Origin of the sequence: Pseudomonas crudilactis (genome assembly GCF_013433315.1) — a bacterium.
GTDB lineage: Bacteria > Pseudomonadota > Gammaproteobacteria > Pseudomonadales > Pseudomonadaceae > Aquipseudomonas > Aquipseudomonas crudilactis.
This window is the reverse complement of the sequence record NZ_WXVV01000003.1, coordinates 204,706-227,277: the sequence shown is the minus strand read 5'-3', so window position 1 is coordinate 227,277 and position 22,572 is coordinate 204,706. Positions and strand designations below refer to the sequence as shown.

Here is a 22,572-nt window from a genome sequence, read left to right as displayed (position 1 = left end):
CCAGCGTGCTGGCTCCCATCGTTGGAAAGTGAGTCGACTTTGATTCAGCGCGGTGGATAGTTGGTAAGGATGCGGGCGACGGTCTCACGAATGGCGTTGCTGCGATCTTCCGGATTGGGCCTGCTGGCGAGCATCTGTTCATCGCTGCCGCGCCACACCAGTTTGCCGTCCTTGCCGTCGATCAGGTCGATCTGGATAGTCGCGACCTTGTAGGTGATGTTGCGCGTTTCGTTGTACATCGGCGCGCCCCAATAACCGTTCCACGGGCCACCCCAACCGCCGCCGTAATTGGTCGTCACTTGCTGCTGACGATCCTCGACGATCAGGTAGGTCTGCACGTTCAGATCACCCTTGGCGCCCGCCGCCGCAGGACGCAACCCGCGTTGGTCGAGCTGATCGGCCACCGCCTGGCGGATGCGTTGCTCGGTCAGGTCGCTTTTGATCCGCGGATCATCGGGGCGATATTGCAGGGCGGGGTCTTTCCAGCTCCAACTGCGATAGGCGGCAAAATCGCGGCTGGCATCAAAGTCATGATTGACCTGATTGGCGGCGCAGGCGCTGAGCAGCGCGGCCATGGCCAGTAAAGCGAGACGGCGGAACATGGTTTTTCTCCGGTTGAAGACATGAACCTGCTAGAGCTTCTCATTTGCAGGAAGCTAACCGGGAGGATACGCCGACATGGCTTTTTCCACAGCCTCCCGAATCGAATCCGTGCGGTCAATCGGGCTGCCCTTGGCGCCGGTTTCCGCGCTGGCACTCCACACCGGTTGGCCCGTGCCGGCGTCAAACAGATCGACTTGCACCACCACGACCTGCTCGGAATAGGTGCGCACGACCGGCACGCTGTTGTACATGCCGTAGCCGCGTCCATAACGATCATAGCCACTGTATCCGCCGCCGTAGTAGCCGTAATCGTCCTGCACCTGACGCAAGCGGGTTTGCAGGCTCAGATGAGCACTGACCAACAGGTCGGCTGGGCGATTGTCGTGCAACGGGCGCAAGCCGCGCTGATCCAGGGCATTGCTCACCGCTTCGGCCACTTGCGCCGAGTCCGCCCACGCGGTGCCCGGCGGCAATTGCCCGTTGAGCCAGGCCCAACTGCGGTAGCGCCCGTAATCACGCGGCGGCGCCGGGTAAGCGCTGCGATCAAAGGTGTTGGCCGCTTGCGCCGGTGCTGGCGGCAATGGCCGCGACTGCGCCACATAAGGGTTGCTGCCCTGGCAGGCGGCCAACCCCAGACACATCAGCAATAACCCGGATTGAGCTTTCATGTCGCGCTCCGATCAGATCGGCCGGCAGATCCAGTGCAAGTAGCGCCCAAGCCCGGCGAAGCTTGGGTGACGGCGGTGAGCGAGCTCCATCTCGAGCAAATCCACAAGTTCGGCGCGGGCCTGGAATTCCACCGGCATGTAGTCGTGAAAAACCCGGATCCCACTCTGGCTTTCGACCTGCCACAGGCCGTCGAGTTGCGTTGCCAATTCGCGCGGATCGAGGGGCTGCTGCGGAGTCAGACTCTGCTTTTCACCGGCCATGTCGTTCTTGCGCATTTTCTTGAAATGGCCTTTGAGCAGATTGCGATAAATCAGCGCGTCGCGGTTATAGAACGCCAGCGACAGCCAGCCGCCGGGTTTGGTCAGTTGATGCAACACAGGCAGGATCGCGTGGGGTTCGGCGAGCCATTCCAGCACGGCGTGGCAGATCACCAGATCGTACGGCTCGGTGAGTTGCCCGAGCAGTTCCTGCCATGGCGCCTGAATGAATGTCGCGGTCTGCCCGGCTTCGGCGAAACGCTGGCGCGCGCCTTCGAGCATCGGTGCGGCCGGCTCGGTGAAGGTCACCTCGTGGCCGCGCTCGGCCAGCCACAGCGACATATGGCCGAGACCGCCGCCAATGTCGAGGACGCGTAACGGTCGATCCGGCAGCGCTTCTGCGAGGTCGGCCTGCAACACCGCGAGACGGATCGCACCTTTGGCGCCACCGTAGATTTTTTCGGCGAAGCGCGTCGCCAACTGATCGAAATGCCGGTCGCTCATCAGCTGAACCGCCGTTCGCTGTCGGCGAGCTTGGCGCGCACCACTTCATTCATGTCCAACCCCAACTCGCTGCACAGCAGCAACAGGTACAGGACGATATCGCCGACTTCCTGCCCGGCGTGGGCGAGTTTGTCCGGCGGCAACTGGCGCGACTGGTCTTCCGTCAGCCACTGGAAAATCTCCACCAGTTCGGACATCTCGACGCTGGCCGCCATGGCGAGGTTTTTCGGGCTGTGAAATTGCCGCCAGTCATTGCGGTCGCGGATGGCGTGCAGGCGTTCGGTCAGTTCAACAAGGTTCATCGGGTTCTCCTGAAGGCGTATAGCTTCGGGGGGATGCGCCCTGAAGGCAAGCGGCACCGATGATCTATTGTGGGAGCGAGCCTGCTCGCGAATGCGGTGTGTCATTCAACGTTGATTTGCCTGATACCACGCTTTCGCGAGCAGGCTCGCTCCCACACAGGATTGGTGCAAACCCACTATCATGCAGGGAACTCGGCCACCCGCGTTGTGGCCCAAGGCTCAGCTCATTCATCAGGATGCACACATGCAGGTAGAAAGCTTTTTCGAATGGCTCGGGCAGGCGCTCGGTTCAGTCATCCGTTTTATCGTCGACGGGCTCAGTGGGCTTTTCAATATTTTGAGCAATGCTGGCGGCAACTTCGTCGACGGGCTGGCCAAAACCCTGGGCATGGACACCTCGATCATCAGCATCATCGCGCTGATTGTCGGGCTGATGCTGTTGTGGTCAGCGATTCGGGCATTCATGAATGCGTCGATCATTGCCGGGATCATCTGGTTGTTGCTGGGGTTGTGGTTGCTTAGCTGGATTATTCACTAACCCTTCAAGAGCCCCTCACCCTAGCCCTCTCCCGGAGGGAGAGGGGACTGACCGGGGTGTTTTCGAGAAGTACGCCGACCTGAGATACCGAGTCGAACTCGGGATAGGAATTAAACCGAGATCGGCTCCCTCTCCCTCCGGGAGAGGGCTGGGGTGAGGGCAGCTTCTACCGTTACAATGCCGCTCCCCCAAGGAGCCCGCATGTCCACTCTGATCGCCGACTGGCGCGACCGCCCGACTCACCGCAAGGTCTGGGCGCTTGCCGCGCCGATGATTCTTTCCAATATTTCCGTACCGCTGGTGGCGCTGGTCGACAGCACCGTCATCGGCCATTTGCCCCACGCCCATCAATTGGGCGCGGTGGCGGTCGGCGCCAGCCTCTATACCTTTCTCGCCTGGGCCATGGGCTTTCTGCGCATGGGCACCACCGGATTTGCCGCGCAGGCCGCCGGGCGCAGCGACGGCGCGGCGTTGCGGCAGATTCTGTTGCAAGGCTTGCTGCTGGCGATGGGGCTGGCACTGCTGCTTGGCACGCTGGGTGTGCCGCTGAGCGCAATTGCCCTGCACTTCATGCAACCGTCGGCGGAGCTGGATCAACTCACTCGTGATTTTTTCCACACCCGGCTGTTCGGCCTGCCGGCCGCGCTGGCCAGCTATGCGCTGGTCGGCTGGTTCCTCGGCACGCAAAACGCCCGGGCGCCACTGGCGATTCTGCTGACCACCAACCTGATCAATATCGCCCTCAACCTGTGGTTCGTCATCGGCCTGGACTGGGGTGTGGTCGGATCGGCGCGGGCCTCGGTGATTGCCGAATGGAGCGGTGCCCTCCTCGGCCTGTGGCTGACCCGCAAGGCGCTGCGGGCCTATCCGGGGCACATTGTCTGGGTGACATTGAGGGTTTGGCAGAGCTGGCGCCCACTGCTGGCGGTCAACCGCGACATATTCATCCGCAGTCTGGCGCTGCAATCGGTATTTTTTCTGATCACCGTGCAAGGCGCGCGACTGGGTGACGCCACGGTTGCCGCCAATGCGCTATTGCTCAATGGTTTGCTGCTGACGGCCCATGCCCTGGACGGTCTGGCCCACGCCGTCGAGGCCTTGTGCGGGCACGCCATCGGTGCCCGTGATCGCCTGGGCTTGCGCCGATCACTGGTAGTCGCCGGTGGCTGGTCACTGATCGCGAGCCTCGGCTTTGCCCTGTTGTTTGTACTGTCCGGGCATTTGTTCATCGAGATGCAGACCAACATCCAGAGCGTGCGCGATACCGCGTTCACTTACCTGCCCTACCTTGCCGTTTTGCCATTGATTGCGGTCTGGAGCTACCTGCTCGACGGCCTGTTCATCGGCGCCACCCGCGCGCGGGAAATGCGCAACGGCATGCTCATGTCGGTGGTATTGCTCATGCCTTTTGCCTGGGCACTGCAAGGTCTGGGCAATCACGGTCTGTGGATAACCTTTCTTTTATTCATGGTGCTGCGTAGCCTGACCCTCGGAGCGCAAGCCTGGTGGCTCAAACGCAATGACGGCTGGTTCAGCGGCGCCGCTCACTGAGTCGGCGTGTGCTTGATGAAACCGACCACTTGATCGAGCACTGGCGCCAGTCCCCGCAGTGGCCTCGACAGCGTCGCCACCAACGTAATGTGACTGGGCCGCGAGTAGTAAAGATCCTGCACCGACACCCCGACCTCGCGCATTTTTCGCGCCAGGCCAGCGGTGTTGCGCGCCGGGTCGACCAGATCATCCGTGCTCGCGGCGATGAGCAGCGCGGGGGGCGCACCGCGACTGACGTGGTTGATCGGCTGTGATTGCGGCGGTGAAAGGGGCCAGAAGAACACTGGACGCACGTCAGGATTCTCGATCGGCAGAAAATCGTACGGCCCGGCCAGACCGATCCAGCCGCGCAGATCCTTGGGAGACATTCCGACCGCGCCAAGCAGATTGGCGTCCAGGGCCAGCATTGCCGCGTTGTATCCACCAGAGCTGTGCCCCATCAGATACATCCGTTGTGCATTGCCGGAAAACTCGCGAATGTGCGCTCGGGTCCAGGCCACCGCTCGCGCGCTGTCCTCAAGAAACAGCGGATAACGCACCTGCGGATATAACCGGTAGTCCGCCACCACCACGACAATCCCACGAGACGCCAGCGCCTCGCCGACAAAGGTGTAGTCGTCGCGCGACCCACTGTTCCAACTGCCGCCGTAGAAAAACACCACCACCGGCGCATCGGCCAATGCGTGACGCGGTACATAGACATCAAGCTTCTGCCGGGGATCGTCGCCATAAGCGATACCCGTGGTCTTGTCGTACGTTTGACTGGGGGTCAGCGCATTGAGCACTTTCACTGGCGAACAGGCGCTCAGCGCCAACAGTAGAAGAGCGCCGGGCATCAAGCAGAGCCCCTTGCGAAAAAAACCTGCCATAGGCGCCGAACCTCACTTCAAGTTTGATCACCGCGCCACTGACGTCGCACATGCTCAAGCCGCTCCTGCTGAGTCAAGCCCTCCGGTGGCGGCACCAGCACGGCTCGCGGATGCAGCAAGCGTAGCCATAACCAGGCGTCGAGCACCGTGCGATCACTGAATCCCAACGCCAGACCTTGTTGAACATGGGAGGCCATCGCCGTGTAGTCGGTTCCCAGCGATTGACACCAGCGCCAGATATGCTGCTCCAACAGACAGGTTTGCAGGCGTTCGCGCTGACGGCGAGTGAGGCTTTCCTCGACGCTCAGGGGCTCGACAGCCAGCCCCGGATTGCGCAACTGCTGCCAGCCCTGACTGCCGATCGCACGGTCGGCCCACGTCCCGCCGAACCAGCGCAACTGGCGGATCGGCCCGAGCCAGCGACTCAGGTCCGCGGCATCACAGGCATCGAAAAAATAGCTCGCGGTCTGACGGTTGTAATAACTGAGCAAAGCCCGATGACTCAGCCCGAAAGAAACCGTGAGCATGCACTGCAAATGACTCAGCAGATCCTGCGTCGACGCCTCGCTCGCGAGCAACAAACCCCGCCAGGTGTCCGGATCGCTGTAACACAACGACGCCAGTGCCGGACAACCGCGCAAGTCGACCAGCACCGGGCCGTATTCACAAACCGGTTCAAACTCAGTGCCGTCGAACAACCAGAACCGCTGCGCCTCGGCGAATCCCTGGCGCAAAATCGTCAATGCCCGCGTCGCATCCGGGCCATCGAGCAGCAACCACTGCGCTATCGGCTCGCGCGCCGCGCCACTCATGTTGCGCCGCTCTGTTCAAGCTTGGTCACTAGCCGACAACTGCACACGGCTTGCGCGCAGTGGCTGAAACTGCCGCCGCCGGGAATCAGGCACAACAGCAATAACGGTTCGCCAGAGGTCAGCAGTTGCTGCAAGCCTTGACTCACCAGCCTGTCCGGTAACGGTGGCTCATCGCGGATGTCCGCCCCAGCGACCGACGGCTGTAGCACGCCGCTGATCATCGGCTGATCCGGATCGCCTTCAAAGAAACTCACCACCACTTCGACACCCTCGCTCAGTGCCACCAACGGCGCGTCGACCAGGGCTGGTGCAAGTGGCAGCCAACAATGACTCGGCGCCGCCCCTTCGCCCTGATAAAGCCAGTCGAACTGCACCGCCACGGGCCTGAAGCAGTCGGGCTGCGGCTCATCCACCGTCACAACCCAGGCCCGTTGCAGGCTGTGCATGCGCAGTCGTGTCGGCAAAGTGGCCGGCAGGCACGACGGCAATTGCAGTGTTGCAAACAGACGGTTGGCATAAGGACGGTCGAGCGATGGATCAGCGCTGTGCTCGATACGGGTCAGCAACCAATGGCGATTGCACTCGGCAAAAGGGTGCCCGGCCAATCGCAGCCAATAACCGCTGCGTAACGCCGCGAGATGACTGCAGCCTTCGGCACTGTGTGCCGGCCTTGCGTCTGACGGTGCGGACTGCAAGGTTTCCTGAAATTGCCAATGGCGCACGCCGGGGGACACGTTGTGACTATCGGGCTCGTCCCGATACAGCACGGTGCCAGCCAAGGGCAACTGTGTCGGATCATCACCGAATACCAGGCAATGCCGGTCGGGCCCGTGTTCGAAAAAGTAGTGAATTCGCGCCTGTGCACACAAGCGCTGGAGCAGTTGCAGATCGGATTCGCGGTATTGCGTACAGAACGTGCGGACGGGGTAATCGCCGTGCAATTCGAAGCGGCGCTGAGCGCCGATAATTCCGTGTTCCCTGAGCACCTGTTCGATGATCTGTGGCACCGAACAGCCACTGAAGATGCGTTGGCTGATACGCAATTCGAGACAGCCAAGTTTCGGCCCCAGACGGATCCGGCACAACCTTGAACCGTGCCCGTGTTCGTGCTGGACGAGGCTCTGCAATTGCCCGTGTACGCCCTCCCCCGACGCCCCGAAACACAGGAACGCCGAACGGTAAAGCAGGTCGGCAAGGTCCAGTTGCGGATCGTCGATCAACACATCGATCTCGAATGCAAAGGGCTCGCTCAGGGCTTCGCTACCGGTAAAGGCCAGAACTTCAAAAGGGTCGGACAGGCCCGCTACATCGAGACGAAACGAGGGCTCGTTGGCTTGATCGAACATAAGCGGATCTCTACAGGAGGGGCGGTCGGGGATTCTCGCCGAGAGCCATGGCCGAGTAGAGTGCCGAAGTACAACTTAGGAAATGACCTACGCGAAAAGCAGACCGGATGACTTTGCTGGCCGGGATCGGCAAGCATTTCGCGAAGATTTTGGGATGTATCCCACCGAGTCATCTGAATTTTCCACAACTGGTGGGAACATTTCAGACAACTCGGTGAAGATCGCCACCTGACGTCAGGAAGACAGGTAGGAGGAGCGGGTCAGGCCCAGACGCAAGGCATCGAGAAATTGTGTGCGCTCGCTGGCACTGATGCGGGCACTGGCGCACTTGTCGCGGTAGTGAGTCATCAGTTCTTCCGGCGACAAGTGCACGTAACGCAGCATGTCTTCAATGGTGTCGTGGGTCTCGATGCCGGCGTGGTACACGCTGCCATCGGCGTTCTGGTAGATGTTCACCGAGTCGGTGTCACCGAACAGGTTGTGCATGTCGCCGAGGATCTCCTGATAGGCGCCGACCAGGAACACGCCCAGCAGGTAGTCTTCACCTTCATTCAAACCGTGGACCGGCAGGCTGGTTTCGATGCTCTGCTCGTCGACGTACTGGTTGATCTTGCCGTCGGAGTCGCAGGTCAGATCCTGCAGCACCGCGCGGCGCAGCGGCTCTTCGTCGAGACGGTGCAGCGGGATGATCGGCAGCACCTGATCGATCGCCCAGGTGTCCGGCAGGCTCTGGAACACCGAGAAGTTACAGATGTACTTGTCGGCCAGCTTGTCGTTGAGTTCGTCGAGCACCTGACGGTGCGAACGCTGGCGCGCTTTCAGCGAGTTGTGCAGGCGACGGCACACGGCGAAGTAGCATTGCTCGGCCAAGGCTTTTTCGGCGAGGGTCAGTTTGCCGTCGGCGTACTGCGCAGCCACGTCGCTCATGTAGTGAGTCGCGCGCCAGTAGGTCTCGGTGACCATTTCGATGTCGGTCGGGCCGAGCAGGTCAACCAGCCACTGCACGGTCTCCGGCAGCGCTTCCTTGTTTTCGATCTGCGGGATTTCGTCGTTGTGCTTCTCGACGTCGGTCACCTGCACCACCAGCATCGCGTGGTGCGCAGTCAGCGAACGGCCGCTTTCGGAGAAGATGTGCGGATGCGGCAGGGCCTGCGCGTCGCAGAACTCCTTGAGCATACCGACCACGACACCGGCGTAATCGTCCATGTCGTAGTTGATCGAGCTGGCGTTGCGCGAGTGCGTACCGTCGTAGTCGACACCCAGACCGCCACCAACGTCGATGTGATCGACCGGCAGACCGAGGTTACGCAGTTCGCCGTAGTAACGGATCGCTTCCTTGAAGCCGTGCTGATAGTCAGCCAGGTTGGCAATCTGCGAGCCCATGTGGAAGTGCAGCAGGCGGATACCCTGATCGAGACCGGCGGCGCGGAAGCGCTCGACCACCGACAGCAGTTGCGCTGCCGACAGACCAAATTTGGATTTCTCACCGCCAGTGTCGGCCCACTTCGACGAGGCCAGCGACGACAGACGTACGCGCAGACCGACCTGTGGCTTGACCTTGAGCGAAGCGGCTTCTTCGATCACCAGGCCGACTTCGGATTCTTTCTCGATCACGATGAAGACGTTGTGACCGAGCTTCTGACCCATCAGCGCCAGACGGATGAACTCGCGGTCCTTGTAACCGTTGCAGACGATGGTCCCACCCTTCGGCGCCAGCGCCAGCACGGCCAGCAGCTCAGGCTTGGAACCGGCTTCCAGACCGATGGAAACATCCTGGGTGGCGATGATGTTCTCGATCACCGCTTCTTGCTGGTTGACCTTGATCGGATACAGCGCGGTGTATTTGCTCTGGTATTCCAGGCGCTCGATGTTCGCATCGAAGGCACCGGTCAACTGGCGAACACGGTCTTGCAGAATGTCGGGGAAACGAACCAGCAACGGCAAGGACAAACCGCTTTTGCGCAGTTGGTCGACTTGCTCGAACAGGTCGATAGGCGAGCTGCTCGGACCGTTCGGACGAACTTCGACGCGACCGGCGTCATTGATCGCGAAATACCCGGCCCCCCAATGGCGAATCCCGTAAACACTGCGGCTGTCCGCAACTGTCCATTGGCTGCCATCGTCTTTGCGTGTGCGTCGTACGGACATCGAAGTCCCCTATAAAGAAGTCATAGTGCGTCGCCTGATCGCAGGCCGGCGCAGTCTAAAGTATGAAAATGACGGTTCGTCAGTGCGGCGGTAGACCGCACTGACTGCGTGGAGTTTAGAAACCGGTCATGAACAGGCTCTGTGAAAACCATGGAGACGACGCCGGTTCTGAAGTGTTTCAGCGCCGGATCAAGCCGCAGATGGATTTCACAGAGGCTGCTAGCCGCCGGACTTCTTCGCTTTGAAACCGTGCTTGATCAGCTCAGCCAAGAGTAGCTCGACATGATCGCCCTGGATTTCGATGATGCCGTCTTTCAACGCCCCGCCAGTGCCGCAACGTTTCTTCAACGTTGTCGCCAACTCTTTGAGCGCGTCTTCGGCCAGCGGCACGCCGGTGATGGTGGTCACCGTCTTGCCGCCACGGCCCTTGCTCTCGCGACGCACGCGGGCAATGCCGTCGCCGGCCGGGATCACGGTTTGTTTGCAGATACAGGCGTCCACCGGCTGACTGCATTCCGGGCAATGACGACCTGCGTCGGTGGAAAATACCAGGCCACCTAAGGCGGCGAAGGATGCGGCTTTTTTGGCCACCGGCAATCCTCTTGGGAGGACAAAGACTGATCGCGACCTTGGGCAAGGTCATCGACCGCGAAGCCCCACTCAGGCAGGGGCAGCGCTACTGCACCGAAGCTTCAATAAAGCAGGACGGTGCAGCTTGAAAAGGTCGCGCAGTGTAACGGCAAAAATCCCGATTGCTAAGTGCCAATCGGCGCCAATTTATGTGTTCTTTGCGACGTCGCGCTGTTGAGCCTTGAGATAGCGCTTGAGCGCTGCCAGAGAGTCCGGGCAATAAGGCTTCTGCTGGATTTCCTGCATGACCTGCTCGACCGGAATAAACCGCGCTTCCAGCACTTCTTCAGGCTGCAGTTTCAGCGGGCCGTCCCATACGGCGGAAAACGCCGAACACCACAGGCGGTTGCCGGTGTCTTCGAAGTAGAAATGGTCATGGGCAGTCAACTCTACGCCGCTGACACCCAACTCCTCTTCCAGCTCACGGGCTGCCGACTCGGCGTAGCTCTCATCCGCCTGCACCATGCCGCCTGCCGCAACGTCCCAGAAACCGGGATAAATCGCCTTGCTCAACGTGCGCCGGTGTACGCAAAGATCACCGGCGGAATTGAACAGCATGATGTAGGTGCCACGTCCGATCAGCCCGCGCTCACGCAAATCGGCACGCACCAGCGCGCCGAGCAGGTTGTCCTGCTCGTCGACCCAGGCGATCTGTTCGGCATCCGAGGCGGCCCGATGGGCCGCCTCTTTGGCGTTCTGGCTCATGAATCAGCCCTGATTGAGCAGTTGACGCAAATCGATCACAGCGGCATTGGCCCGGGAAATATAGTTGGCCATGACCAGCGAGTGGTTGGCCAGCACACCGAAACCGCTACCGTTAAGAATCATCGGGCTCCAGACCGGCTCCTGCGAGGCTTCCAGTTCACGGATGATCTGACGCACGCTGACCGTGGCGTTCTTTTTCGCCAATACATCGGCGAAGTCGACTTCGATGGCGCGCAGCAGATGCGACAGCGCCCAGGCCTGACCGCGTGCTTCGTAGAACACGTTGTCGATCTGCATCCACGGAGTCTCGACGACTTCTTCGTCAACCTGCGGTACTTCGCCGATCGCCGGCACTTCGGTTTTCAGCGCGGTATTGAGCTTGACCCGGCCAACGCTGGCCGACAGGCGTTGCGACAGTGAGCCGAGACGAGTGCCGACATCGCCGAGCCAGTTGTTCAGGTTGTCGGCGCGGGCATAGAACAGCGCGTTTTTCTGGGTAGGATCAGACAGGCGAGCCTGATAGCGGCTCAGCGAGTTGATGCCTTCCTGATATTCCGACTCACTCGACGGCAAGATCCAGCTCTTGTTGTCGAAGTTGAAGCGCGGTTCGGCCTTGGCCAGATCGGCATCTTCCGCCGACTGCGATTGCGAACGGGCAAAGTCTTTGCGCAAAGCGCGGGTCAGGTCACGTACCTGCACCAGCACGCCGTATTCCCAGCTTGGCGTGTTGTCCATCCACAGGCCCGGCGGGAAGCGGTCGTTGGAAATGTAGCCGCCCGGCTTGTTGAGCAAGGTGCCGGCGACGGTCTTCAGGGTTTCGACCGTGGTGTAGCCGATCACCATCTGCTTGCCTTCTTTCTCGGCAGCCACTTGAGCGTTTTGCGCGACCGGAAACAGCGCCGGCTCCTGGCTCCAGTACCAGCCCAGGCCAATGGTCACCAGCAGATAAATGCCGATCAGCGTGGCCAGGGCACGACTGAAGAGCAGCCCGCCAACATAGCTGCGGGTGGCCGACTTGGGCTCGGCGGCACGTTCAGGCGCGCTGCCCGCGCGGTTTTTCCAGTCCAGCATGGCGATATCCTTTCAAATCTTGGGTTCAACGGTTCGACCACAACCATACAACAACGTGCCAGAGCCGGGCACCCGCGCGTAAAGATAAGCCGCAATTCGTATGGCCGAATGACGCTTCGACGATGACTAAGGGAATCCCCGATGCCCACGCTTAAGCCCATCGGATTGAAACCCATCGCAAAGGATATTCAGCGCATGGATAAAAGCACGACAGCCCCGTCATCCTGAACACCCTGCTTAGTCAAGGAGTGCCCGGCCTACAGAGAATTGTCAGACGCCAAGGTCAAAAACAAAACCGCTCGGTCAGAAACTGAATGGTGACGCATTGCAGATTATTGACGTACGACACTCGTCTAAGGGAAAAGAGGTGCTAGCATAGAGCCACCAGTCGATCTCAGCATGCAGCCTAACTAGTAGTCAGGATATGACCGAGCCAGAAGACCCCAGCCGCGAGCGCCTCAAGCACCATTTTGCCCAGCGGGTAATTCATCAGGCGCGTCAGATTCTTGAGATATGGCAGCGCCTGCAACGCAATGAGTGGTCCACTGTCGACCTCGCCGAACTGAGCGAGGCCAACTTGCGCCTGCTGCGATTTGCCGAGCGCTTCGAACAGCCCGAACATACTCAACTCGCGCGCCACATCAGCCAATCGCTGGAAGCGGTGGATGCCAATCGCGGACGCCTCAGCAGCGGCCTGATCACCGACCTCAATCGCTTGATGCAGCGCTTGTCGCGCACTGGCCTGCGCCACGGCGATCAACTCGACCAGACCTTCCTGCCGCCGCTGCGCAAACCGATTTACGTGATGCTGCAGGATCACGACCGCGCCGAACGCTTGGCCAAGCAACTGGAGTTTTTTGGCCTGAGCGCGCAAGCGCTGGACAGCGTCTCGGCGTTTCGCTCCTCGATGGTCGAGCGCCTACCGGCCGCGATCGTCATGGACGTGGATTTCAGCGGCGCCGGCATCGGCCTGAAACTCGCCGCCGAAGCCCAGGTCGGCCTGGAAGAACCGCTGCCGCTGCTGTTCTTCAGCCTGCACGAAACCGACACGCCAACCCGTCTCGCCGCCGTTCGCGCCGGCGGCCAGGAATTCCTCACCGGCACCCTCGAAGCGTCGAGCCTGCTGGAGAAAATCGAAGTCCTCACCTGCGTCGCCCAGTACGAACCTTATAAAGTGCTGATCATCGACGACTCACGTGCGCAGGCCTTGCACACCGAGCGCCTGCTCAACAGCGCCGGAATCGTCACCCGCACGTTGATCGAGCCGATTCAGGCGATGGCCGAACTGGCCGATTTCCAGCCCGACCTGATCATCCTCGACATGTACATGCCGGCCTGCACCGGCACCGAACTGGCCAAGGTAATTCGCCACAACGACCGTTATGTCAGCGTGCCGATCATCTATCTGTCGGCCGAGGACGATCTGGACAAGCAGCTCGACGCCATGAGCGAGGGCGGCGACGACTTCCTGACCAAACCGATCAAGCCGCGTCACCTGATCACTACCGTGCGCAACCGCGCCGCCCGCGCACGCAACCTCAAAGCACGGATGGTCCGCGACAGCCTCACCGGTCTGTACAACCACACGCATATTCTGCAATTGCTCGAAGACTGCTCGTTCCGCGCCCGCCGTGAGAACAAGCCGTTGAGCTTTGCGATGCTCGACATCGACCATTTCAAACGGGTCAACGACAGCCACGGCCACCCCATGGGTGACCGCGTGATCAAGAGCCTTGCGCTGTTTCTCAAGCAGCGCTTGCGCAAGTCCGATTTCATCGGCCGTTACGGCGGTGAAGAATTCGCCATCGTCATGCCCGACACCGATATAGAAGCCGCACACAAAGTGCTCGATGAAATTCGCCAGCGCTTCGCCGAAATCCATTACCCGGCGCAGCCGCAGGATTTGTGGTGCACCTTCAGCGCCGGCGTGGTGGAAATGCACGATGACTGCGACAGCCTGATGATGGCCAGTCAGGCCGACGAAGCGCTGTACCGCGCCAAGGGTGCCGGACGCAATCGCGTGCAGACCGCGCGCGACTCAAAGCAAAGTGCCACTTTTTCATCGGATTCCACTGATTCGGTCATAACCCTGTAACAGAACCGCAATAAATTCAGGCGCTTACCATTTCTGCCGTTGGTAGCCGTCATGCGCCTGAAGTTGCTCACCAATCTCAATACGCTGCTGCTGGTCGCCGTGTGCCTGGCACTCGGCGCCACGCTGTGGTGGTCGCAAAAAGCTCTGGAGCGCCCGTATCTGTTGATGGAGCGTTACCTGGGGCTGTCGCAGCAATTTCAGAACGAGGTGGCACGCAATGTCGAGGACTACCTCGCCAGCGGCGACGCCTTGCGCCTGAGCAGCGCCAGTCAGGCCATCGACGCCTTGCAGAAGGAACTCGGTGAATTGCCCCCGGCGCTGGCCGACACTCTGCGCCCGAGCCTGTCGGGCCTTGATGAATTCAGCAAGACCGACCTGCTCGCTGCCGGCAAACTGGCCGGTGATCCGCAGGCCTTGCTGTTGCAGGCCGAGCGCGAACTGAGCGCCAGCCTCGATCAGCTCAGCACTTATGCCAACGGTAACGCGGCTTATCTGGCACCGCTGCTCGCCGCTTCGCAGCATTTGGGCAAACTGTCGCTGGCGCGGGACAAACTGGTCAGCAGCGGGCGCAGTGAGCTGGCCGCCGATGTAGAGCGCGAGGTCAGCAACATCCGCTCGCAGGCTCAAGCGATTGATGCCCTGCCCCTGCTCGGCGTTGTGGCCAAGAGTGAATCGGGCAGCGACGATTTCGCGGCGATGATGGGCATCGAGAACACCGAAAAAACTGTCGCGGAAGATGCTGGCGTCGGTCTCAAACGTGAACTCAACAGTTTGCTTGGCCGCTACCCGGCAGAGCTTGCACGCACGCGCGATCAGATCCAGAAACGCACCGACCTGAGCACTGCCACTCACCAGAAAATCGCCGCTGTGCAACAAGCCATTGCTGGACTGGAGCCGGTCGTGCGCGCTCAGCACGGGCAGATTCAAGGCGAAGTGCGGCTGATGCAGGGCGTGATGATCGGTTTGATTCTGCTGATCGCGCTACTGATCGACACCTTGCAGCGGCGTCTCTCGCGCACCCTGACCAATCTCGCTCCGGCGCTTTCAACCTGGGCCGAGGGCGATTTCAGTCGCGACATTCATCTGGGCAAAACCAACCGAGAACTGCACGACATCGAAGCCTCGCTCAACCGCTTGCGCGCCTATCTGGTGGATCTGGTCGGGACCATTCGTGGCAATGCCGAACAAGTCGCGGGCAGCAGCCGCACGCTTGCCGAGCTGAGCAGCGACTTGCACAGCGGCGCTGAACACCAGGCCGGCGATACTGCGCTGATCCGCGATTCCCTCGGCGAACTTGAAGCGACAATCCAGCAAGTGGCCGGTGATGCACAGCAGGCAGCAGACGCCAGCCGTCATGCCGGGCTGGCGGTCGAGCATGGCCAAGCGGTGATCGGCCAAAGCCTGACCGGCCTGCATGCCTTGGTCGGTGAAGTACAAGGCAACGCGCAAATGATCGAGCATCTGGCCGAGGAGTCGGCGACCATTGGTGGCGTATTGACGGTGATTCGCTCGATTGCCGATCAAACCAACCTGCTGGCGCTGAACGCGGCGATCGAAGCGGCGCGTGCCGGGGAAATGGGTCGAGGATTTGCCGTGGTGGCTGAAGAAGTGCGCTCGCTGGCACAACGTACAGCCGGCGCAACGGCCGAGATTCAAACCTTGATTGCCGGCCTGCAAACCGCCGCCCGACAATCAGTCGAAGGCATGCGCGCGCAGGTCGAGCACGCCGAAGCCACGGCCAATCAGGCGCAAGCGGCGGACGGTGCGCTGGATAAAATTGTCGGTGCGATCCAGACCATTTCCGACACGGCCATCCGCATTGCCGACGTTACGGCGCAACAAAGTGGCGCAGTCAGCGAGATTCGCAACCACAGCGAGCGGATTCATCAGTTGGGTGGGGATAATCTGGTGCGTATCGGTCGTGGGCGTGAACAGGGTGAAAATCTGCTGGTGTTGGGCGGGCAATTGCATACGGCCGTACAAGCCTTCCGCGTCTGATAGACCGCTATCGCGATCAGGCTCGCTCCCACATTGGAATGCATCTCCCTGTGGGAGCGAGTCTGCTCGCGAAGGCGTCAGTCCAGACACCACAAGTGACCGGATCAAATCACTCGGTCACATATTTCGCGCAAACATCGGCCATCGTGCTGGCTATTGCATAGAACTGGACAGTCACAAAGTCTTTGCGGCATAGTCGCCGGGTTCTGACGATTGCTCATTCATAACAAGGACTACGCAGATGGCAACCCTACTGGTGCTGCACGGCCCCAACCTGAACCTGCTCGGCACCCGCGAACCCGGCACCTACGGTTCAACGACCCTGGCGCAGATCAATCAGGATCTGGAGCGTCGCGCCCGTGAAGCCGGCCATCATCTGCTGTATCTGCAAAGCAATGCCGAGTACGAATTGATCGACCGCATCCACGCTGCGCGTGGCGAAGGTGTCGATTTCATTCTGATCAATCCAGCAGCTTTTACACACACAAGTGTCGCATTACGTGACGCGTTGCTGGGAGTGAGCATCCCATTCATCGAAGTGCACTTGTCCAACGTGCACAAACGCGAACCTTTCCGCCATCACTCTTACTTCTCCGACGTAGCGGTGGGAGTGATCTGCGGCCTTGGCGCCAGCGGTTACCGACTGGCCCTGGAGGCTGCACTAGAACAGCTTGAAACACAGGCAACGACTTGAACTACAAGCGTTAAGCGCCCCTGACCGACCCTTGGGAGTTGATGATTCATGGATATCCGTAAAGTTAAGAAACTGATCGAATTGCTGGAAGAGTCCGGCATCGACGAGCTCGAGATCAAGGAAGGCGAAGAGTCCGTACGCATCAGCCGTCACAGCAAGACCCCGGCTCAGCAGTACTACGCACCAGCGCCGATGCAAGCGCCGGCCGCCGCACCTGTTGCAGCTGCTCCAGTTGCTGCAGCAGCCCCGGCTGCCGCTGCTGCCCCTGCGCTGAACGGCACTGTTGCCCGTTCGCCGATGGTCGGCACCTTCTACCGTAAATCTTCGCCAACCTCGCCGTCCTTCGTTGAAGTCGGCCAGACCGTGAAGAAAGGCGACACTCTGTGCATCGTCGAAGCCATGAAGATGATGAACCACATCGAAGCTGAAACCAGCGGTGTGATCGAGTCCATCCTCGTCGAAGACGGCCAGCCGGTTGAGTACGACCAACCGCTGTTCACCATCGTTTGAACTGCGGAGAGCCTTTGATGACTGCGAAGTTGGAAAAAGTTCTGATCGCTAACCGCGGTGAGATCGCCCTGCGGATTCTGCGTGCCTGCAAAGAGATGGGCATCAAGACCGTCGCCGTTTACTCCAAGGCCGACAAAGAGCTGATGCACCTGGGTCTGGCAGACGAATCCGTCTGCATCGGCCCGGCGTCTGCCGCTCAGTCCTACCTGCACATCCCGGCCATCATCGCTGCCGCTGAAGTGACTGGTGCTACCGCCATTCACCCTGGCTACGGTTTCCTTGCGGAAAACGCCGATTTTGCCGAGCAGGTCGAGAACTCCGGCTTCGCTTTCATCGGCCCGAAAGCCGAAACCATCCGCCTGATGGGCGACAAGGTTTCGGCCAAGCACGCGATGATCGAAGCAGGCGTGCCAACCGTTCCTGGTTCGGACGGCCCACTGCCGGAAGACGAAGAAACGGCGCTGCGCATTGGTCGTGAAGTCGGCTACCCGGTGATCATCAAAGCCGCTGGCGGCGGTGGTGGTCGTGGCATGCGCGTCGTGCACAAGGAAGAAGACCTGATCGCCTTCGCCAAACTGACCCGCACCGAAGCTGGCGCGGCGTTCGGCAACCCGATGGTCTATCTGGAAAAGTTCCTGACCAACCCGCGCCACGTCGAAGTGCAAGTGCTGTCCGACGGCCAGGGCCACGCCATCCATCTGGGCGACCGCGATTGCTCGCTGCAACGTCGTCACCAGAAAGTTCTCGAAGAAGCGCCGGCACCGGGCATCGACGAGAAGGCGCGCGAAGAAGTGCTGGCCCGCTGCGTCAAGGCGTGCATCGACATCGGTTACCGTGGCGCCGGTACGTTCGAGTTCCTGTACGAGAACGGTCGTTTCTACTTCATCGAAATGAACACCCGTGTTCAGGTGGAGCACCCGGTTTCGGAAATGGTCACCGGTATCGACATCGTCAAGGAGATGCTCAGCATCGCCGCTGGCAACAAGCTGTCGTTCACGCAGGATGACGTGGTAATCCGCGGTCACTCGCTGGAATGCCGGATCAACGCTGAAGACCCGAAAACCTTCATGCCGAGCCCGGGCACGGTCAAGCATTTCCACGCGCCAGGCGGTAACGGCGTTCGCGTCGATTCGCACCTGTACAGCGGGTATGCGGTTCCACCGAACTACGACTCGCTGATCGGCAAGCTGATCACTTACGGCGCGACCCGCGACGAAGCCATGGCTCGCATGCGCAATGCCCTGGACGAAATCGTGGTTGACGGGATCAAGACCAACATCCCGCTGCACCGTGATCTGGTTCGTGACGAAGGCTTCTGCAAGGGTGGTGTGAACATTCACTACCTCGAGCACAAGCTGGCTGCCGAGAAGCACTAAGCTTCGAGCCTGCACCAGACAAAGCCGCCTTCGGGCGGCTTTGTTGTTTCTGCAGGTTTCACAAATCCCTTGCGGGAATGGTGTTTCAAGTCACTCCCACAAAAGCTTTGCGCTCGCGTAAACTTGCGCGCTTCTTGCCGGCCGCTAGGCTGCAATCAATATTTTTCAAAGGTGCCCGCCATGCCTTGGCTGCAAGTACGTCTCGCCATCAGCCCGGAACAAGCCGAAACCTACGAAGACGCTTTCCTTGAAGTGGGCGCCGTATCGGTGACGTTCATGGACGCCGAAGATCAGCCGATCTTCGAGCCGGAACTCAACACCACCCCGCTGTGGGCACACACCCACCTGCTGGCGCTGTTCGAAGGCGGCACCGAACCGGCACCGGTTCTGGCCCACCTGGAACTGCTGACCGGCAGTCCGCTGCCTGAGCATCACAGCGAAGTCATCGAAGATCAGGACTGGGAACGCAGCTGGATGGATGGCTTCCAGCCGATGCGTTTCGGCCAGCGCCTGTGGATCGTACCGAGCTGGCACGCCGCACCTGAGCCAGATGCAGTCAACCTGCTGCTGGACCCGGGCCTGGCGTTCGGCACCGGCACCCACCCAACCACCGCACTGTGCCTGGAATGGCTCGACGGTCAGGACCTGAAAGACTGCAATGTGCTCGACTTCGGCTGCGGTTCGGGGATTCTGGCGATTGCCGCCCTGCTGCTCGGCGCCAAGGAAGCCGTCGGCACCGACATCGACGTGCAGGCGCTGGAAGCCTCCCGCGACAACGCCGGTCGCAATAACATTGCCGACGAACTGTTCCCGCTGTACCTGCCGGAAGATCTGCCGCAGGTTCAAGCTGATGTGCTGGTCGCCAACATTCTGGCCGGCCCGCTGGTTTCGCTGGCGCCGCAACTGTCCGGCCTGGTGAAATCCGGTGGCCGGTTGGCGCTGTCGGGCATCCTCGCTGAACAAGGTGATGAAGTCGCTGCCGCGTATGCGCAGGACTTCGATCTCGACCCGATCGCCAATCGCGATGGCTGGGTGCGCATCACCGGCCGTCGGCGTTAATATGAGCGCCTGCATAATCCGGATCGCCGCATGACCGACAGTTTCGTCACCCAGTGCCCGCATTGCCAAACCAGTTTCCGCGTCAGCCATGCTCAATTGAGCGTGGCCCGCGGGGTGGTTCGCTGCGGCTCCTGCCTGCAAGTGTTCAACGCCGCCAAACAGCTGCTGGAACAACACGCCGGCAAGGACGTGGTGACGCCGGTTGCGCCACTCATTCCCGCGTTGCCTGACGAAGTGCCGACGGCCGTTGAGCCGCCGCCCATCGTCGAGCAACCCGAGACGCGCGCCATCAGCCAAAAGCAATGGAACGCCTCGGCACTTGATCTCGACAGCCTTGATCTGGACGAAGAGCTCGCACGTCTCGAACAACGGGAAATCCAGCCTGCCACCGAACTCGGACGCGCGCGCGAAGACTCCCTGAGTGCTCGTCGCGACAGCCCGGAGCCGGACGATGCCGCGTGGCCTGACAGCCTGTTCAGCGAACCCGCCGATGAGCGGCTGCCTGAGCCGGAACATGAGCCGCAGATCGACGACATTGAACCGGTCAACCCCGAGCGCACCGAGCCTTCGCTGTCACTGGAGCCGGTGGATCTGGATGACGAACCGGCGATCCCGCATCTGCGCCTGCACGACCCGATCGACCCGAATGCCCGCCGCGAACGCTTGTCAGCCAGCGACGAAAGCGCTGACGACGACTTGCCATCGATCGAACCGCTGCGCAAAAAACGTGAGCGCGCAGAACCCGGCGTACGCGCCGAAGTCCTGCAAGACCTGACCGACGACCCGTTGCAACTGGACTGGCAGAAACGCCGCTCGCCGTGGGGTCGGCGCTTGCTTTGGCTGGTGTTGGTCTTGCTGGCGGCAGGCGGGCTCGCTGCCCAATACATCTCTTATCATTTCGATGAACTGGCCCGGCAGGATCAATACCGCCCGTGGTTCCAGCAAATCTGCCCGCAGATCGGCTGCACGGTGCCGTCCAAAGTGGACATCGCCCGGATCAAGAGCAGCAACCTGGTGGTACGCAGTCACCCGGAGTTCAACGGCGCACTGGTGGTCGACGCGATCATTTATAACCGCGCGACATTCTCTCAGCCTTTTCCATTACTGGAACTGCGCTTTGCCGACCTCAACGGACACCTGATCGCCAATCGCCGCTTTAAACCCGGCGAGTACCTCAAAGGAGACCTGGAAGGCTTGGCGGAAATGCCGCCGCAGACGCCTATCCACATTGCGCTGGACATCCTCGATCCAGGCCCGAAGGCGGTGAACTACAGCCTGAGTTTCCACTCGCCCGAGTGAGTCGCTTCATCGTTTCTGAATTGACGACGGTTTTCTGACTTTGCCACCCACAACCAAACCTGTGGCGATAACAGAATAACTGTTCAGATTTTGTTCAATTCAGCCTTTATCCAGTCATCGAGAGCGGGTATCATGCCAACCCTTTTTCGAACTCTCATGATCCGGCCCCACCTCAGGGAAGTCCTATGTCGGCGGTACGCATCGGCCCATACACATTGCAGAACGGCTTGATTCTCGCCCCGATGGCGGGGGTCACCGACCAGCCCTTTCGTCAGCTGTGCAAGCGTCTGGGCGCAGGGCTTGTAGTCTCGGAAATGGTCACCAGCGACATGAGCCTGTGGAACACCCGCAAGTCGCGCATGCGCATGATCCACGAAGGCGATCCCGAGCCACGCTCGGTACAGATTGCCGGTGGCGATGCGCAGATGCTGGCGAACGCGGCCCGGGCCAACGTCGAACTGGGCGCACAGATTATTGATATCAACATGGGTTGCCCGGCAAAGAAGGTCTGCAACAAGGCCGCCGGTTCCGCGTTGTTGAAAGATGAAGCACTGGTGACCGAGATCCTGCACGCCGTTGTGGCGGCAGTTGATGTGCCGGTGACCCTGAAGATCCGCACCGGTTGGGATCGCGACAACAAGAACGGCCTGACCGTGGCGAAGATCGCCGAGCAGGCCGGGATCACCGCGCTGGCAGTGCATGGCCGCACTCGCGCCGATCTGTACAAGGGCGAAGCCGAGTACGACACGATTGCCGCAATCAAGCAGGCCGTGTCGATCCCGGTGTTTGCCAATGGCGATATCGATTCGCCGGAAAAGGCCCGTTACGTGCTCGACGCGACCGGTGCCGATGGCCTGTTGGTTGGCCGCGCCGCCCAAGGGCGGCCATGGATTTTTCGCGAGATCGAACACTTCCTGCGTACCGGCGAGAAATTGCCGGCACCGGAGCTGATCGAGGTGGAACACATACTGCTAGAGCATCTGGCCGCACTTCACGCTTTCTATGGGGATGTGATGGGCGTGCGCATTGCGCGCAAGCATGTGGGCTGGTATCTCGCAACCTTGCCGGGCGCCAGGGAGTTTCGCGCCCACTTCAATCGTTTGGATGGTACGGAAACACAATGCGCCAACGTTCGGGAGTTCTTCGCCGAGCGTTACAAGAGCCTGACAGGGGACGAAGAAGGGGTGGCCGCATGACGATGATGACCGAGACTTTAGTGAGTGGAACAGCACCCGTGAGCGACAACGTGAATTTGAAACAGCACCTCAATACCCCGAGCGAAGAAGGTCAGACCCTTCGCGGGAGTGTCGAGAAGGCGCTGCACAATTATTTCGCCCACCTTGAGGGCGCGTCCGTCACGGATGTGTACAACCTGGTGCTCTCCGAAGTCGAGGCTCCCCTGCTCGAAAGCGTGATGAACTACGTCAAGGGCAACCAGACCAAGGCCAGTGAGCTGCTGGGACTTAACCGCGGCACGCTGCGCAAGAAACTCAAGCAGTACGATCTGCTGTAAGCATTCAATCAAACCAGAAAGGC

At 60.5% G+C, this 22,572-nt stretch carries 22 protein-coding genes; 11 read left to right on the top strand and 11 right to left on the bottom strand.

Annotated features, from left to right (window positions below):
- Positions 1 to 44 precede the first annotated feature (44 nt).
- From GTU76_RS05440 to GTU76_RS05425, 4 genes are read right to left on the bottom strand one after another with little or no spacing between them, the layout of a single operon-like run.
- Complete coding sequence (locus tag GTU76_RS05440; protein WP_016987400.1) at positions 45 to 602, bottom strand: DUF4136 domain-containing protein; 558 nt, start codon at positions 600 to 602, stop codon at positions 45 to 47.
- Positions 603 to 656: 54 nt separating this feature from the next.
- Positions 657 to 1,271: a DUF4136 domain-containing protein gene (locus GTU76_RS05435; RefSeq protein WP_180698204.1), complete on the bottom strand. Its 615-nt coding sequence runs from the start codon at positions 1,269 to 1,271 to the stop codon at positions 657 to 659.
- Positions 1,272 to 1,283: 12 nt separating this feature from the next.
- Positions 1,284 to 2,033: a methyltransferase gene (locus GTU76_RS05430; protein ID WP_016987402.1), complete on the bottom strand. Its 750-nt coding sequence runs from the start codon at positions 2,031 to 2,033 to the stop codon at positions 1,284 to 1,286.
- A complete protein-coding gene (locus tag GTU76_RS05425) occupies positions 2,033 to 2,335 on the bottom strand; it encodes a MazG-like family protein (protein ID WP_016987403.1) in 303 nt (100 codons plus the stop codon). Before GTU76_RS05425 ends, GTU76_RS05430 begins: the two co-directional genes overlap by 1 nt.
- Positions 2,336 to 2,579: 244 nt before the next feature.
- On the opposite strand from GTU76_RS05425, the gene GTU76_RS05420 reads away from it, so the two are divergent.
- Together GTU76_RS05420 and GTU76_RS05415 are read left to right on the top strand one after the other, a co-directional pair.
- Entirely contained in the window at positions 2,580 to 2,873 is a 294-nt protein-coding gene (locus GTU76_RS05420; protein ID WP_007914623.1) for a hypothetical protein, read from the top strand.
- Between the two features lie 201 nt (positions 2,874 to 3,074).
- Positions 3,075 to 4,424, top strand: coding sequence for an MATE family efflux transporter (locus GTU76_RS05415; protein ID WP_180698203.1), 1,350 nt, complete (start codon positions 3,075 to 3,077; stop codon positions 4,422 to 4,424).
- On the opposite strand, the gene GTU76_RS05410 is transcribed toward GTU76_RS05415, so the two are convergent.
- From GTU76_RS05410 to GTU76_RS05380, 7 genes are all read right to left on the bottom strand, one after another.
- The gene (locus GTU76_RS05410; protein ID WP_180698202.1) at positions 4,418 to 5,293 is read right to left on the bottom strand and encodes an alpha/beta hydrolase; all 876 of its coding nucleotides are present in this window, start codon (positions 5,291 to 5,293) and stop codon (positions 4,418 to 4,420) included. The genes GTU76_RS05415 and GTU76_RS05410 overlap by 7 nt on opposite strands.
- 17 nt (positions 5,294 to 5,310) lie before the next feature.
- The gene (locus GTU76_RS05405) at positions 5,311 to 6,105 is read right to left on the bottom strand and encodes a DUF4123 domain-containing protein (protein ID WP_016984931.1); all 795 of its coding nucleotides are present in this window, start codon (positions 6,103 to 6,105) and stop codon (positions 5,311 to 5,313) included.
- Positions 6,102 to 7,451, bottom strand: a complete 1,350-nt coding sequence (locus GTU76_RS05400; protein WP_016984930.1) for a type VI secretion system Vgr family protein — start codon at positions 7,449 to 7,451, stop codon at positions 6,102 to 6,104. Before GTU76_RS05400 ends, GTU76_RS05405 begins: the two co-directional genes overlap by 4 nt.
- A gap of 234 nt (positions 7,452 to 7,685) precedes the next feature.
- Positions 7,686 to 9,599, bottom strand: a complete 1,914-nt coding sequence (gene speA / locus GTU76_RS05395; RefSeq protein ID WP_007914615.1) for an arginine decarboxylase — start codon at positions 9,597 to 9,599, stop codon at positions 7,686 to 7,688.
- Positions 9,600 to 9,818: 219 nt separating this feature from the next.
- Positions 9,819 to 10,190, bottom strand: a complete 372-nt coding sequence (locus GTU76_RS05390) for a translation initiation factor Sui1 (protein ID WP_016984929.1) — start codon at positions 10,188 to 10,190, stop codon at positions 9,819 to 9,821.
- 186 nt (positions 10,191 to 10,376) lie between these two features.
- Positions 10,377 to 10,934, bottom strand: coding sequence for an NUDIX hydrolase (locus GTU76_RS05385; RefSeq protein ID WP_016984928.1), 558 nt, complete (start codon positions 10,932 to 10,934; stop codon positions 10,377 to 10,379).
- Between the two features lie 3 nt (positions 10,935 to 10,937).
- Positions 10,938 to 12,005 (bottom strand): DUF2333 family protein, encoded by a 1,068-nt coding sequence (locus tag GTU76_RS05380; protein WP_016984927.1) that lies wholly within the window; start codon positions 12,003 to 12,005, stop codon positions 10,938 to 10,940.
- A gap of 424 nt (positions 12,006 to 12,429) precedes the next feature.
- Here GTU76_RS05380 and gcbA point away from each other — a divergent pair, with 424 nt between their 5' ends.
- The 9 genes from gcbA to fis all read left to right on the top strand — a co-directional run bounded on the left by gcbA (position 12,430) and on the right by fis (position 22,549).
- The gene (gene gcbA, locus GTU76_RS05375; RefSeq protein ID WP_016984926.1) at positions 12,430 to 14,100 is read left to right on the top strand and encodes a diguanylate cyclase GcbA; all 1,671 of its coding nucleotides are present in this window, start codon (positions 12,430 to 12,432) and stop codon (positions 14,098 to 14,100) included.
- 51 nt (positions 14,101 to 14,151) lie between these two features.
- Positions 14,152 to 16,098, top strand: a complete 1,947-nt coding sequence (locus GTU76_RS05370) for a methyl-accepting chemotaxis protein (protein ID WP_180698201.1) — start codon at positions 14,152 to 14,154, stop codon at positions 16,096 to 16,098.
- 241 nt (positions 16,099 to 16,339) lie between these two features.
- Positions 16,340 to 16,792 carry a type II 3-dehydroquinate dehydratase gene (aroQ, locus tag GTU76_RS05365; RefSeq protein WP_007914604.1) on the top strand — a complete coding sequence of 151 codons (453 nt, stop codon included), beginning with the start codon at positions 16,340 to 16,342 and terminating at the stop codon, positions 16,790 to 16,792.
- A 48-nt stretch (positions 16,793 to 16,840) separates the two neighbouring features.
- Entirely contained in the window at positions 16,841 to 17,302 is a 462-nt protein-coding gene (accB, locus tag GTU76_RS05360; RefSeq protein ID WP_007914603.1) for an acetyl-CoA carboxylase biotin carboxyl carrier protein, read from the top strand.
- Positions 17,303 to 17,319: 17 nt separating this feature from the next.
- On the top strand, positions 17,320 to 18,678 hold the full coding sequence (gene accC, locus GTU76_RS05355; protein WP_016984924.1) for an acetyl-CoA carboxylase biotin carboxylase subunit: 1,359 nt from the start codon (positions 17,320 to 17,322) through the stop codon (positions 18,676 to 18,678).
- Positions 18,679 to 18,858: 180 nt separating this feature from the next.
- The gene (prmA, locus tag GTU76_RS05350; protein ID WP_016984923.1) at positions 18,859 to 19,737 is read left to right on the top strand and encodes a 50S ribosomal protein L11 methyltransferase; all 879 of its coding nucleotides are present in this window, start codon (positions 18,859 to 18,861) and stop codon (positions 19,735 to 19,737) included.
- A 30-nt stretch (positions 19,738 to 19,767) separates the two neighbouring features.
- Complete coding sequence (locus tag GTU76_RS05345) at positions 19,768 to 21,036, top strand: DUF3426 domain-containing protein (RefSeq protein WP_180698200.1); 1,269 nt, start codon at positions 19,768 to 19,770, stop codon at positions 21,034 to 21,036.
- A 185-nt stretch (positions 21,037 to 21,221) separates the two neighbouring features.
- Positions 21,222 to 22,232: a tRNA dihydrouridine synthase DusB gene (gene dusB, locus GTU76_RS05340; RefSeq protein WP_016984921.1), complete on the top strand. Its 1,011-nt coding sequence runs from the start codon at positions 21,222 to 21,224 to the stop codon at positions 22,230 to 22,232.
- Positions 22,229 to 22,549 (top strand): DNA-binding transcriptional regulator Fis, encoded by a 321-nt coding sequence (gene fis, locus GTU76_RS05335; protein ID WP_003221275.1) that lies wholly within the window; start codon positions 22,229 to 22,231, stop codon positions 22,547 to 22,549. Before dusB ends, fis begins: the two co-directional genes overlap by 4 nt.
- The last annotated feature ends 23 nt before the right edge of the window (positions 22,550 to 22,572 follow it).